11 protein-coding genes are annotated in these 12,848 nt (G+C 61.8%); 5 read left to right on the forward strand and 6 right to left on the reverse strand.

The window, feature by feature from the left end; all coding sequences use genetic code 11:
- Nucleotides 1-35: 35 nt before the first annotated feature.
- Nucleotides 36-848, reverse strand: coding sequence for an AraC family transcriptional regulator (locus tag DWV00_RS14215; RefSeq protein WP_245964875.1), 813 nt, complete (start codon nt 846-848; stop codon nt 36-38).
- Between the two features lie 103 nt (nt 849-951).
- Between DWV00_RS14215 and DWV00_RS14220 the strand changes: the two genes are divergently transcribed.
- Nucleotides 952-1,569: an MSMEG_1061 family FMN-dependent PPOX-type flavoprotein gene (locus DWV00_RS14220; protein ID WP_115534210.1), complete on the forward strand. Its 618-nt coding sequence runs from the start codon at nt 952-954 to the stop codon at nt 1,567-1,569.
- Between the two features lie 53 nt (nt 1,570-1,622).
- On the opposite strand, the gene DWV00_RS14225 is transcribed toward DWV00_RS14220, so the two are convergent.
- A complete protein-coding gene (locus DWV00_RS14225) occupies nt 1,623-2,519 on the reverse strand; it encodes a LysR family transcriptional regulator (RefSeq protein ID WP_115534211.1) in 897 nt (298 codons plus the stop codon).
- 121 nt (nt 2,520-2,640) lie between these two features.
- Between DWV00_RS14225 and DWV00_RS14230 the strand changes: the two genes are divergently transcribed.
- Together DWV00_RS14230 and DWV00_RS14235 are read left to right on the forward strand one after the other, a co-directional pair.
- On the forward strand, nt 2,641-4,134 hold the full coding sequence (locus DWV00_RS14230; protein ID WP_115534212.1) for a M20 family metallopeptidase: 1,494 nt from the start codon (nt 2,641-2,643) through the stop codon (nt 4,132-4,134).
- A 66-nt stretch (nt 4,135-4,200) separates the two neighbouring features.
- On the forward strand, nt 4,201-5,502 hold the full coding sequence (locus DWV00_RS14235) for an MFS transporter (protein ID WP_115534213.1): 1,302 nt from the start codon (nt 4,201-4,203) through the stop codon (nt 5,500-5,502).
- Nucleotides 5,503-5,574: 72 nt separating this feature from the next.
- On the opposite strand, the gene DWV00_RS33685 is transcribed toward DWV00_RS14235, so the two are convergent.
- From DWV00_RS33685 to dnaA, 4 genes are all read right to left on the reverse strand, one after another.
- Nucleotides 5,575-5,853 (reverse strand): hypothetical protein, encoded by a 279-nt coding sequence (locus tag DWV00_RS33685; protein WP_147297901.1) that lies wholly within the window; start codon nt 5,851-5,853, stop codon nt 5,575-5,577.
- Between the two features lie 245 nt (nt 5,854-6,098).
- A complete protein-coding gene (gene gyrB, locus DWV00_RS14240; RefSeq protein ID WP_425452769.1) occupies nt 6,099-8,591 on the reverse strand; it encodes a DNA topoisomerase (ATP-hydrolyzing) subunit B in 2,493 nt (830 codons plus the stop codon).
- Nucleotides 8,592-8,771: 180 nt separating this feature from the next.
- Entirely contained in the window at nt 8,772-9,875 is a 1,104-nt protein-coding gene (gene dnaN / locus DWV00_RS14245; protein WP_115534214.1) for a DNA polymerase III subunit beta, read from the reverse strand.
- A 253-nt stretch (nt 9,876-10,128) separates the two neighbouring features.
- On the reverse strand, nt 10,129-11,718 hold the full coding sequence (dnaA, locus tag DWV00_RS14250; protein ID WP_115534215.1) for a chromosomal replication initiator protein DnaA: 1,590 nt from the start codon (nt 11,716-11,718) through the stop codon (nt 10,129-10,131).
- 445 nt (nt 11,719-12,163) lie between these two features.
- Here dnaA and rpmH point away from each other — a divergent pair, with 445 nt between their 5' ends.
- Together rpmH and rnpA are read left to right on the forward strand one after the other, a co-directional pair.
- Complete coding sequence (gene rpmH, locus DWV00_RS14255) at nt 12,164-12,298, forward strand: 50S ribosomal protein L34 (RefSeq protein ID WP_004198824.1); 135 nt, start codon at nt 12,164-12,166, stop codon at nt 12,296-12,298.
- Nucleotides 12,299-12,358: 60 nt separating this feature from the next.
- Complete coding sequence (gene rnpA / locus DWV00_RS14260; protein WP_115534216.1) at nt 12,359-12,805, forward strand: ribonuclease P protein component; 447 nt, start codon at nt 12,359-12,361, stop codon at nt 12,803-12,805.
- Nucleotides 12,806-12,848 lie beyond the last annotated feature (43 nt).

Consider the following 12,848-nt stretch of genomic DNA (forward strand, 5'->3'; position numbering starts at 1 on the left):
GCCACGCAGACGACCATCGCGCGAGAACACCCAGATCACGCGCGCCCAATCTGCGGGACATCCGCGGCTAGGTAACGGCCGGGCGTCGCTCCGAAAGTCCGTTTGAACAGCGCAATGAATGCGCTCGCATTATCGTAGCCGAGCTCGAGCGCAACCGCCGTCACAGGCTCGCCGGCGGCCAGCAGCTCCAGCGCCCGCATCAATCGCGCGCGCTGCCTCCAAGCCGTGAACGTCAAACCGGTCTCCGCGACGAAGCGGCGGCTCAACGTCCGCGGCGCCGCATGCGCCCATTCGGCCCACTCATCGAGTGTACGGGGATCGGCAGGCTGATCGGCCAGCACGCTCGCGATGCGCAACAAGCGAGCATCGCTCGGCATCGGCAGACGAAACGCATCGGCGCAACTGCCGGCGATCTCGTCGACGATCACCGCGAATACATTACGCTGGCGCGGCTGAAACGGCTCGAGATCCCACTCGGCTGCGTTGAGTACCGCTTCGCGCAACAACCCTGTCACTTCGATGACGCGCGGCTGTTCAGGCAGCGCCGCACAGGCTTTCGGCGAAATATAGGCGGCCCAGCCCGCGAACGGCCCATGCGAACGCGCCGAATGCACGTGAGACGGCGGAATCCAAACGGCACGCGTGGTCGGCAAAACCCAGGCCCCGCGATCGGTGCGCACCGTCAGCAAACCGGAAAACATCCCGAGCAACTGCCCCGCCTCATGCCGATGCGGGCCCGACTCGCGAGGGCTGCTTTGGCGCCCCGCGACGGCGATCAGCGGCGGATCCGCATCGCCCATCGCGTGAACGCGTGCAATTTTCTGTTGAAGGCGATCGGCTGAGAGCATGGCGCCGTTGAGGTATCGAATGGCATCGATAGTCTATCAGCGCCATGAGGTTGCAGACTATCCTCGATGGCACTGTCATAGTTCGACTCTGCCGGAGCACACGATGAGCACAGCGTCACTGACCGCAACCGATTTGGATCAGCTTTACGACCCGCCTTCGGACATGATCGTGAAGGGCGTGTTGCCGCACCTGCTGCCGTTTCATCTTGCCTATCTGCGGGTGGCGACATTCTTCTGCTTCGCGACGGGCAGCAGCGCCGGGCTCGATGCTTCGCCGCGCGGAGGCCCGCCGGGCTTCGTTCATGCGCTCGACGACAAAACGGTCGCCTTCCCCGATTGGCACGGCAACAACCGGATCGCATCGCTGCGCAATCTCACGGACGACGACCGCGTCGGCATGTTGTTTTTATTTCCCGGGTTGGAAATATTCATGCGGATCAACGGGCACGGGGCGATTTCCACGGACGCCGCATTGCGCGAACGGTTCGTCGAAGGCGGTAAGACGCCGAAGACGGCCATCGTCGTGGCAATCGACGAGGTGTTGTTCCATTGCGGCAAGGCCATCAACCGCGCGAAGCTTTGGAGCGAAGAGGCGCGAATCGATCGAGCGAACGTGCCGTCGCCGGGACAGATGAAGGCCGCGATAAGCGGTCAGGATCCGGCTAGCGCAAAAGCGATAGACGAGGGCTATCTTCGATCTATCCGCAACGATTTGTATTGAGGACGGCGATCCAAGCAAAGCAGGACAGGGCGATGCGAATCGACACGAGACACTCACCCATCCACAATCATCCCGACGATCGTCTCGAGCACGCCCTTCACGACAACCGGCAACCGCCTGTCGCGCATCGTCGTCACTTGCAGCACTCTTTGGCTGAGAACCGGTTCATCGATCGGCCGCCACACCATCGAGATCTCGTTCATCAGCCCTTTGAGGGCCACCGAACTACCGAGCGTGATCGCCCCGGCAAGCGCGGCGAACGCATGCAGCGCCGCCGAATTATTGCTGCTCAGCACGGGCTCGATTCTGACGCCACGCGTCGAACAACAGAGATCGAACAACTGCCGTACCGTCGTACCGCGTTCGAGCAGCGCAACCGGATAGGCCTGCAAATCGGCGAGCGTCAGCGACGTATGCGCGGCGAGCGGATGCTTCGAAGCGAGCAGCGCCCGCACGGGCATCTCGGTCGAGTAGACGACATTCAGCGCCGACGTATTGCCGCTCGAGAAAGCGATGCCAATATCGGCTTCGCCTAGCGCCACCCAATGCTCGACCTGCGCGGGCGTACCCGAGCGCAGCGCGTAGCGCGCATTGGGTGCCACTTCGTGATGACGCGCGAGCACGGCAGGCAAGAACGAACGCGTGAAGCCCTCGGTGCAACCGATCCGCACGAGCTTGCCGCCGCGCGCCTCGTTCGCCGAGATTTCGCCTAGCACCGCATCGGCTTCGAGCAGCGTGCGGCGCGCGTGCTCTGCCAGCAATTCACCCGATTCCGTCAGCACCATGCCGCGCGGCATTCGCTCGAACAGCGGCGCGCCGACATCTTCTTCGAGCTTGCTGATTTGTCTGCTTACCGCCGACACCGCGACATGCAGGTTCTCAGACGCAGCCGCGAGCGACCCCGTGCGGGCGACCTCGACAAAGTAACGCAGAGCAATTCCGTGCAGCATGGATCGATCCCCAGTCGCGTTGCCTTTTCGGCAAGCGTAATCGACAAAATTGAAATTGTTGCGAATTTTTGGCGTTCCTACTCTAGCTCCAACAGTGAACCAGAGAGAATCCGGAGACGCCATGACCGCCAGCCCGCTATCGACAGACGCGCGTCAGCAAGCGATCGATCGCGCATTCGCCATTTACGACTCGGGGCGGTTCCTCGACGATCTGAAGCGGCGAATCGAGTACAAGACCGAGAGCCAAAACCCCGCGCAAGCCGATGCGTTGCACGCTTATCTCGCCGACGAGATCACGTCGACGCTGACGCAACTCGGCTTCACCTGCCGCATTGCGGCGAACCCAATCGCCGAACGCGTGCCGTTTCTGATCGCCGAGCGAATCGAGGATCCGGCGCTGCCCACCGTATTGACTTACGGTCATGGCGACGTCGTGCGCGGCTACGACGAGCAATGGCGAACGGGGCTCGCACCTTGGCAAGTGAGCGTCGACGGCGACCGCTGGTATGGACGCGGCAGCGCCGACAACAAGGGCCAGCACTCGGTCAACTTCGCCGCGCTCGGCGCCGTGATCGAGGCGCGAGGCGGCAAGCTCGGCTACAACGTAAAGGTCATCTTCGAGATGGGGGAGGAAATCGGCTCGCCCGGTCTCGATGAAATCTGCGCGCAAGAAAGCGATGCGCTCTCGTCGGACGTATTCATCGCATCCGATGGCCCGCGCGTGAATGCCGAACGTCCGACCGTATTCCTCGGCTCGCGTGGCGGCGTGAACTTCGACTTGACCGTCGATCTGCGCGAGGGCGCGCATCATTCGGGCAACTGGGGCGGCGTTCTGCGCAATCCCGCCATCGTGCTTGCGCATGCGATTGCGAGCCTCGTCGATCGGAGAGGGACGATCGTCGTCGACGGATTGCGTCCGCCGCCGATTTCCGATGCGGTCCGTCAGGCACTGGCAGACATCGAACTCGGCGGCGACGACAACGCGCCCGCCATCGACCCCGAGTGGGGCGAGCCGGGGCTTACGCCTACCGAGCGCGTCATCGCTTGGAACACGCTTGAAGTGCTGGCCTTCAAAGCCGGCAATCCCGATGCCCCCGTCAACGCGATCCCACCGATCGCGCGTGCGACTTGCCAATTGCGCTTCGTGGTCGGCACGGACAGCGAGCATGCAGCCGAACATCTGACCGCCCACTTTGCGCACCATGGCTTCACCGAGGTCGAGGTATCGGTCACGCGCAGCGCAACGGCGACGCGCCTCGATCCCGAAGATCCGTGGGTCGATTGGGTGCTTTCGTCGATGAAGATGACGACGGGCAAGAAGCCGGCGTTGCTGCCGAACCTGGGCGGCACGGTGCCTAACGATGTCTTCGCCGATACGCTCGGACTGCCCACGCTCTGGGTCCCGCATTCCTATCCCGCGTGCTCTCAGCATGCGCCGAACGAGCATCTGCTCGGCTCCGTCGCGCGCGAAGCGCTTGGCGTGATGGCCGGGATTTGGTGGGACCTCGGCGAGGAGGCTCGCACGATCACCGGCATTCGCACCGCTCGCAGCCATTCGTCGACGGGCCGTTTGTCCGCGGCAACGCAATTTGCCGTGGCCGCGCTCGTTCAGTAGGAACGCTCGGGCGCATCAAGCGCCCTTTTCGTCTTCGTCATCGTTAGCCAACCCATCGAGGTCGCGATGAATCACCGTCTTTCTTCCGGCTCGCCCGCGCGCAAGCCTTTGAGTCTTACGCGTATCGTCATCGCGACCTCGGCCGGCAACGCGCTCGAGTGGTTCGACATCCTGATCTACGGCTTCTTCGCAATCTACATCGGCAAGCATTTCTTTCCGTCGTCGAATCAAACGGCGTCGTTGTTGATGACGTTCGGGACGTTTGGGGCGTCGTATCTCGTGCGGCCGATCGGCGGGGTCATACTCGGCGCTTATGCCGATAAGCGCGGACGGAAAGCGGCTTTGGTGGTGTCGGTCAGCTTGATGATGTTGGGTACCGCGATCGTGGCGGTGATTCCGACGTATCAGAGTATCGGGATCGCCGCGCCGATCGGAGTGTTTGCGGCGCGGTTGATTCAGGGGTTCTCGGCGGGCGGTGAATTCGGTGCGTCGACTGCCATGTTGATCGAACATGCACCGCATCGGCGTGGCTTTCTCGCGAGTTGGCAGTTTGCGAGTCAGGGCTTGTCGACGTTGATGGCGGCGACGTGTGGGTTCGCGCTCGCGAAGTTGCTGTCGCACGATGCGCTGATGGCTTGGGGTTGGCGCGTGCCGTTTTTCTTCGGCTTGCTGATCGGGCCGGTGGGGTTGTATCTGCGACGCTGCCTCGAAGACGCGCCGGAATTCACCCAGGCGGTACATACGAAGACACCGGTGCGCGATGTGTTTCTTGCGCAGAAGCGGATGATGTTGGTTGCGACCGGTGCGCTGGCCGTGTCGACGTCGGTCAACTATCTAATTCAGTACCTGCCTACGTATGCGATGCGCCAGCTGCATTTTCCGGCGTCGACTAGCTTTGGGGCGACCATTTTGGCCGGAGTGATTCTGACTTGCGTGACGCCATTTGCCGGGTATCTGTCGGATCGAATCGGCCGGCTTGCGCAGATGACTACCGTGGGGTTGCTGTTCGTCGTTTCGGTTTATCCGGCGTTCTCGTACACGATCGACCATTTGTCGGCGATAACACTGTTCGGGCTGGTTGCTTGGCTCGCGTTGTTGAAGTCGATCTACTTCGGCGCGCTACCTGCGCTGATGTCGGAGATCTTTCCGCCGGCGACGCGCTCAACTGGGATGTCCGTGGCTTACAACGTCGGGGTTACGGTGTTTGGGGGATTCACGCCGGCGGTTGTGACCTGGCTCATTAGCGTGACGGCGAATCGGAGTGCGCCGAGTTTTTATCTGATGGTGACGGCGATCATTAGTCTCGCCGCGCTGGCTTCGGTTAGCCGGGTGAAGCATGTGGGGATTGAGCGGCGGGTTGCGGTGTAGGGTGGTCGGGTCTGCCTCTCCTGCGAAGCCGAGGTCAGCACGAAAGAAATGGCCCGCACAAGGCGGGCCATCTCACTGCATCAAATTGCCGCTCTGGAGCAGCAGCAGTTTCGTCTTCTCGGTATCGGCGAAATGCACTTTTCCAGCGGACACCCGAAGCCATTTTCGAATCTTCACGCCGTCACGCAAGTGATCCCTTAGATGGTTTCGTGCGGCGCCTTGCTTCTTCACGACGGTACTGACCTGGCCATCCTTGGCGGAATGAGGCTCCACCGCGACGACGTCGCCGCTAGCTTCGTGGCCCAGCAGGTAGTCCGGTAATCCTCCCGTCCAGTAGGTGTCTCTTTCCATTTGGTGCGAACACAATCTGCCGTCGCTACCACCTCTCTTGCTCCACCGTCACTGACCTTCGGACTTCACGTTTTGTCTACACCGAGCTGCAAGACGTTAAGGACCATGTTCTTGGATATCTTCGCAGAGCACAGGTACGCGCAGACGAACTCTCGATAAATCCAAGCTGCCAATCGAAAAGACCCATAAGTTTCTCAATTTATGGGTCCATTTTTCTAAGATATTGAGGTTATCTACACACCCCCTCAAACATCAATATTCCCCGCCCGCAGGGCATTGCTCTCGATAAACGCTCTCCGAGGCTCAACCTCATCCCCCATGAGCGTCGTAAAGATCCCATCGGCCGCAATCGCATCCTCGATCTGCACGCGCAGCAACCGCCGCACGTTCGGATCCATCGTCGTTTCCCAGAGCTGCTCGGGGTTCATCTCGCCGAGGCCTTTGTAGCGCTGCTTCGAAATATTCCGCTCGGCATCGGCGATCAACCACCGCATCGCGCTCTTGAAGTTCGACACGGCCATGCTGCGCTCGCCACGCTTGATCAAGGCACCGGCCCCAATCAACCCCTTGAACGTATTCGCCGTATTCACGAGCTGCTGATAGTCAGCGGTCACCACGAAATCAGCATCGATCACCGACTTCTTAACGTTCCCATGATGCCGGCGCTCGACACAAATCGACCGCAGCTCGCGCACCGCGTCATACATCGCATGCACGGTAACCTCGGGCTTCAGCGGATCGCTTTGCAAGGCCACTTCCAGCGCCTTAGCCGAAGCCTCCGCCGCGGCCTCGCTCGTCAAATCGATGACGACACCATCCATCACCGCCTCTAACGCCTGCGAGTCATAAAGCCGGCTCAACCGCTCGACCACCGCCTGCGCCAACAAATACGACCGGGCCAGCTCACCAAGCGCATCCCCCGCGATCGGCGCAGCCCCTTCCGACGACACCAACTCGGACCCTTGCAGCGCCAACCGCAGCATATGCGCATTCAACTCCGCGGCGTCCTTCAAATACCGTTCGTCCTTGCCGGCCTTCACCTTATAAAGCGGCGGCTGCGCGATATAGATATATCCGCGCTCGATCATCTCCGGCATCTGACGATAGAAGAACGTCAGCAGCAGCGTACGAATGTGCGCGCCGTCGACGTCCGCGTCGGTCATGATGATGATCCGGTGATAGCGGAGCTTGTCGAGGTTGTAGTCTTCCTTGCCGATCCCGCAGCCAAGCGCCGTGATCAGCGTAACGATCTGCTCCGACGACAGCAGCTTGTCATAGCGCGCCTTCTCGACGTTCAGCACCTTGCCGCGCAGCGGCAGAATTGCCTGAAACTTCCGATCGCGCCCTTGCTTCGCCGAGCCGCCCGCCGAATCGCCCTCGACGATATAGATCTCCGACTTCGCCGGATCCTTCTCCTGGCAATCGGCGAGCTTGCCGGGCAACCCGACGCCATCGAGCACGCCCTTGCGCCGCGTCATCTCGCGCGCCTTACGCGCCGCATCGCGCGCACGCGCCGCGTCGACGATCTTGCCGCAGATGATCTTCGCGTCGTTCGGCGTCTCGAGCAGGAATTCCTCGAGCGCCTTGGCCACGACATCTTCCACCGGAGCCCGCACTTCCGACGAAACGAGCTTGTCCTTCGTCTGCGAGCTGAACTTCGGCTCAGGCACCTTCACGGACAGCACGCACGACAAGCCTTCGCGCATGTCGTCGCCCGACGTCTCGACCTTCGCCTTCTTGGCGATCTCGTGATCGGCAATGTACTTGTTGATCACGCGCGTCATAGCCGCGCGCAATCCAGTCAGGTGCGTGCCGCCATCGCGCTGCGGAATGTTGTTCGTGAAGCAGAGCACGCTTTCGTTGTAGCTGTCGTTCCACTGCATTGCGACTTCCACGCCGACGTTGTCCTTCTCGCCGCTGATATGGAAGATCGTCGGATGCAACACTTGCTTCGTCTTGTTGATGAATTCGACGAAGCCCTTCACGCCGCCGCCGAGCGCGAAATCGTCTTCCTTGCCCGAACGCTGATCGGTCAAGCGAATGCGCACGCCATTGTTCAGGAACGACAGCTCGCGGATACGCTTAGCCAAAATATCGTAGTGATACTCGACCGAACCGAAGATCGTCTCGTCGGCCATGAAGTGCACTTCGGTACCGCGATTTTCGGTCTCGCCGACGAACTGCATCGGCGACACTTGCTCGCCGTCCATTTCCTCGATCACGCGGTTTTGCGGCACCCCACGGTGAAACTCCATGAAGTGCTTCTTGCCGTCGCGGCGCACGGTCAAGCGCAGCCAGCTCGACAGCGCATTCACGCACGACACGCCCACGCCGTGCAGGCCGCCCGACACCTTGTAGCTGTTCTGGTCGAACTTGCCGCCCGCGTGCAGCTCGGTCATCACGATTTCGGCGGCGCTGCGCTTCGGATCGTGCTTGTCGTCGCGCTTGATACCCGTCGGAATGCCGCGGCCGTTGTCGGTCACGGAAATCGAGTTGTCCGCGTGGATGATCACGTGGATGTCGTTGCAATATCCGGCCAGGGCTTCGTCGATCGAATTGTCGAGCACCTCGAAAACGAGGTGATGCAAACCGGTGCCGTCCGACGTGTCGCCGATGTACATCCCGGGGCGCTTGCGCACCGCCTCCAGACCCTCGAGGATCTGGATCGACGAGGCGCCGTAGCTGTTGTCGGGTTGCGTATTGTGCTGTTCACTCATGGATATGTTCCGGTTCTGCATTCACTGCGGTTGTGCCGCGCGATACGTCGAACGCCTCAGAAAAACCAGGCAGCGGCTCTGGTTTTCTTGCACCCCGCGATCGGGGCCGGCGTTGGGCCATGCATTTCACACGCCCTATAAGAAACGCCAAAGGGGCGCTGCGCCCCTTGGTCTCGTCTCGTTATCGGTGAGCGCGAATCATCAGATGCGCATCGGCATGACGACGTATTTGAACTCGTCGTTCTCGGGAATCGTGATCAACGCGCTCGAGCTGGCGTCGCCGACGCTCACCTGCAGCATGTCCACCTTCAGATTCGCGAGCGCGTCGAGCAGATACGTGACGTTGAAGCCCATGTCGATCGTGTCGCCTTGGTAGGCAATCTCGAGTTCTTCCTGCGCCTCTTCCTGATCGGCGTTCGTCGACATGATCTTCAGTTGACCCGGCTCGATCACGCAGCGCACGCCCTTGAACTTGTCCGACGTCAGAATCGCCGCCCGCTGCAGCGAACGCTGCAACTCGTCGCGGCCGATCACGAACGTGTTCTTGTGGCCCTTCGGAATCACGCGCTGGAAGTCGGGGAACTTGCCTTCGACAAGCTTCGAGACGAGTTCGACCTGGCCGAACGTGAACTTCACCTGCGTCGATGCGATGTCGATCTTCAAGACATCGTCGATGTCCTCGAGCAGACGCTGCAGCTCGAGAATCGTCTTGCGCGGGATGATCACTTCCTGACGCGGGAAATCGCCCTCGATCTTCATCGACGAGAACGCGAGACGGTGGCCGTCCGTGGCCACGGCCATCAGCTGTCCGCCGTCCACGACGAGCAGCATCCCGTTCAGGTAATAGCGGATGTCCTGCTGCGCCATCGCGAAATAAACCATGCCGAGCAGCTGGCGGAACGTCTTTTGCGGGACGCTCAGGCTCGCGCCGTAATCTTTGGCCTGGGCGACGGTCGGGAATTCGTCGGCCGCGAGCGTCTGCAACGCGAAGCGGCTCTTGCCCGACTGCACGGTCAAGCGCTTGTCGGCCAGCGTCAGGCTGACTTGACCGTCCGGCATCGCACGCAAGATATCGAGCAGCTTGCGCGCCGCCACGGTGGTGGCGACCGATTCGCCGCCCACGCCGAAATCGGCGCGCGTCGTGATTTGCAACTCGAGGTCAGTCGACAGAAACGACACATCCGGGCCGTTCTTGGTGATCAGCAAGTTTGCGAGGATCGGCAACGTGTGGCGGCGTTCGACGATGCCGCTCACGGTTTGCAGCGGCCTTAGGAGGTTATCTCGTTCGGTCTTGACCAGTTGCATAGGGTTCCTTCGTTGATATGACGGCAAACTCCGCCTCACCCGGCAGTTCGTTCGACGAAAGCGCCGTTACCCCGCATTTCCTGCGCGCCTTCGCCACTCTGCCCGCGCGTTGTTCCCGCGCTTTCATCCCCGCCTCGCTCGCGCCGCGAAGCACGGGGGGCTAAACCTATATTGTGCCTGAAAAACCACCCGATCCCGCCAAAACCGGGGGCGCATGGAGGATGCGCTCGGCACGGCCTTGCAAGCCGCCGGCTCAGCCCTTCAACGTCTGCTCGAGCACGTGCAGTTCGTGGTTCAGCTGCGCGTCCTTGCTGCGCTCGTCGGCAATCTTGCGCACAGCGTGCAATACCGTGGTGTGATCGCGCCCGCCGAACAGTTCGCCGATCTCGGGCAGGCTCTTTTGCGTGAGCTCCTTGGCGAGATACATGGCGATTTGCCGCGGCCGCGCGATGTTCGCCGGACGCTTCTTCGAATACATATCGGCGACTTTGATGTTGTAGAAGTCGGCCACGGTCTTCTGGATGTTCTCGACCGAGATCTGGCGGTTCTGCACCGTCAGCAGATCCTTGAGCGCTTCCTTCGTCAGCTCGATCGTGATCTCGCGCCCGTGGAACTTCGAGTACGCGAGGATCTTGCGCAGCGCGCCTTCGAGTTCGCGCACGTTCGAGCGCAGATGCTTGGCGACGAAGAACGCGACGTCCTCCGACAAGCTCACGCCTTCCGATTGGGCCTTGCGCATCAAGATCGCCACGCGCATTTCGAGCTCGGGCGGCTCGATCGCCACCGTCAAACCCGAATCGAAGCGCGAGATCAGGCGGTCGTCGATGCCCGAAATCTCTTTCGGATACGTATCGCTCGTGATGATGACCTGCGCCTTGTTCGCGACGAGCGCCTCGAAGGCATAGAAGAACTCTTCCTGCGTCCGCGATTTGCCGGAGAAGAATTGAATATCGTCGATGAGCAGCAGGTCGAGCGAGTGGTAGTAGCGCTTGAAGTCGTCGAATGCCTTGCGCTGATACGCCTTCACGACGTCCGAGACGTATTGCTCCGCGTGGATGTAGCGGATGCGCGCGCCGGCCTTGTCCTGCAGGAGCTGGTTGCCGATCGCGTGAATCAGGTGCGTCTTGCCGAGGCCCACGCCGCCGTACAGGAACAGCGGGTTGTACGAGATGCCGGGGTTGTCGGCCACTTGGATGGCCGCCGCGCGGGCCAGCTGATTGGCTTTACCCGTGACGAAATTGTCGAACGTGAGCACCGGATTGAGCTTCGAGCGCTCGTACATCGATTCCGATTCGGCGCTGCCCAGCGCGGCGCCCGAACCCGGACGCCAGGTGCGGCGCGCGGCCGCGGCTTCGTGCGCGTCGACGCTCGGCAGATCGAGATCGGCCGCGTCGTCGAGTGCGCCGCTCACCGCCGGTCCTTGTCCCTGCCCCAGCCCGCCGCTGAAGCCGCCCACGGCTTTGGGCCCGGGCACGGCCATGCCGGCGCCCGCGCCTTCGTGCGGCAGCCCGGCCGCATTCATGGCGGCGGCCGCCGACACCGGCACGCGCGGCAGCGGCACCGAAGACGGCGCGCCGACGTTCGGGCGCAGGCCTGCCTTCGGATCGAGGACGAATTGCACTTCGATGGGCGCCTGCCAAAAATCGCGGGCGAGATCGGAAATGCGGCCCGAAAACTGGCTCTTGACCCAGTCGAGCTTGAAGCGGTTCGGCGCGGCGATGGACAGCGTATTCGCGGCAGCGTCGAAGGCGACCGGGGCCAACGGTTTGATCCACGTCACGTACTGCTGAGGCGTCAGCTCACGCTCCAACAGTGCGGAACAGTGTTGCCAGAATTCGTTCATCAAGGCGATATCTTTTTTGAGGCACTCACGCTCGCCGCCTCCGCCCCCGGACGTGGTGCGGGGGACGGACCCGATGCGGCAAAGCGAGCGAGCCCCGCGGCCCGTCGCCACAAGGGTTTGCGGCGAACCGGCGCGTGCGGAGCGGCGTGCTGGATTCTTGAAGTAAGGCGAGATTCTACCGCCAAACGCCCGGGCCCAGGAAGTTATCCACAGGGCCGGATCGTGCATCGGATACGTTTGGTTTTGCCATCCGGCCGAACGGGCGGATCGCTTTGATACACGTAAAGTATTGACGGCCAAGAGAAAAGCGGTTTAAATAGCGGGTTCCCGCGAAAGCGAACACCCTTTTTTCGACCCCGGCCCATTGCTTGCCTAGCGTTCATCGCGTTCAACCGCGCCCGCCTAGTGCCGATGAGTACGCGGTCCATTCTCAAGTGAGATCGACATGAAACGTACTTACCAACCGTCCGTTACCCGCCGCAAGCGCACCCACGGCTTTCGCGTCCGCATGAAGACGGCCGGCGGCCGTAAGGTGATCAACGCTCGCCGCGCCAAGGGCCGCAAGCGTCTGGCCATCTAAGGTCGAAGGCGGCGCACGCCGTGGCCGTCGTCCGCGTCATGCGGGGGCGGGCGGCACCGGCTGCACTTCTTTATAGGGCCCGGTCCGTTGCGAGCGCCAGCAGCCTTCCCCAAAGCCGCGAGGCTACTCAAAACGGATGAATTTTCATCCGTTTTTCGTTTGCGCCCGTGGCGCCGCTCGACGCACTTTGTCGTCTATGCGCGGCCAACCGGCCAAGCGGCTCGTCTCGGGCTCGTCGTCGGCAAGAAGTTCGCGGCGCGAGCCGCGACGCGCAATCTCGTGAAACGGATCGCGCGCGAAAGCTTTCGCCTGCGCCGCACCGAGTTCGATGGCTGGGACGTGTTGCTGCGCTTGTCCACGCGCTTCGACAAAGCCGCGTTGCCGAGCGCCGTTTCGCCGCCCTTGAGAACGCTGTGCCGAACCGAGATCGAGATGCTGCTCGGCAAGGTGGCGCGCGAGATTGCGCGGCGCCAGGCCACGCCGCCGTCCGATTCGGCGCAGGATTGATTTGATTTGACGTGCGCGCGCATGCGCCGATGCCCCGCCCGCA

This window comes from Trinickia dinghuensis (genome assembly GCF_003367175.1).
Taxonomy (GTDB): domain Bacteria; phylum Pseudomonadota; class Gammaproteobacteria; order Burkholderiales; family Burkholderiaceae; genus Trinickia; species Trinickia dinghuensis.

Coding starts and splice junctions, on each gene's coding strand:
- DWV00_RS14215 (WP_245964875.1), bottom strand. CDS start 848: ATGCTCTCAGCCGATCGCCTTCAACAGAAAATTGCACGCGTTCACGCG.
- DWV00_RS14220 (WP_115534210.1), top strand. CDS start 952: ATGAGCACAGCGTCACTGACCGCAACCGATTTGGATCAGCTTTACGAC.
- DWV00_RS14225 (WP_115534211.1), bottom strand. CDS start 2,519: ATGCTGCACGGAATTGCTCTGCGTTACTTTGTCGAGGTCGCCCGCACG.
- DWV00_RS14230 (WP_115534212.1), top strand. CDS start 2,641: ATGACCGCCAGCCCGCTATCGACAGACGCGCGTCAGCAAGCGATCGAT.
- DWV00_RS14235 (WP_115534213.1), top strand. CDS start 4,201: ATGAATCACCGTCTTTCTTCCGGCTCGCCCGCGCGCAAGCCTTTGAGT.
- DWV00_RS33685 (WP_147297901.1), bottom strand. CDS start 5,853: ATGGAAAGAGACACCTACTGGACGGGAGGATTACCGGACTACCTGCTG.
- gyrB (WP_425452769.1), bottom strand. CDS start 8,591: ATGCAGAACCGGAACATATCCATGAGTGAACAGCACAATACGCAACCC.
- dnaN (WP_115534214.1), bottom strand. CDS start 9,875: ATGCAACTGGTCAAGACCGAACGAGATAACCTCCTAAGGCCGCTGCAA.
- dnaA (WP_115534215.1), bottom strand. CDS start 11,718: ATGAACGAATTCTGGCAACACTGTTCCGCACTGTTGGAGCGTGAGCTG.
- rpmH (WP_004198824.1), top strand. CDS start 12,164: ATGAAACGTACTTACCAACCGTCCGTTACCCGCCGCAAGCGCACCCAC.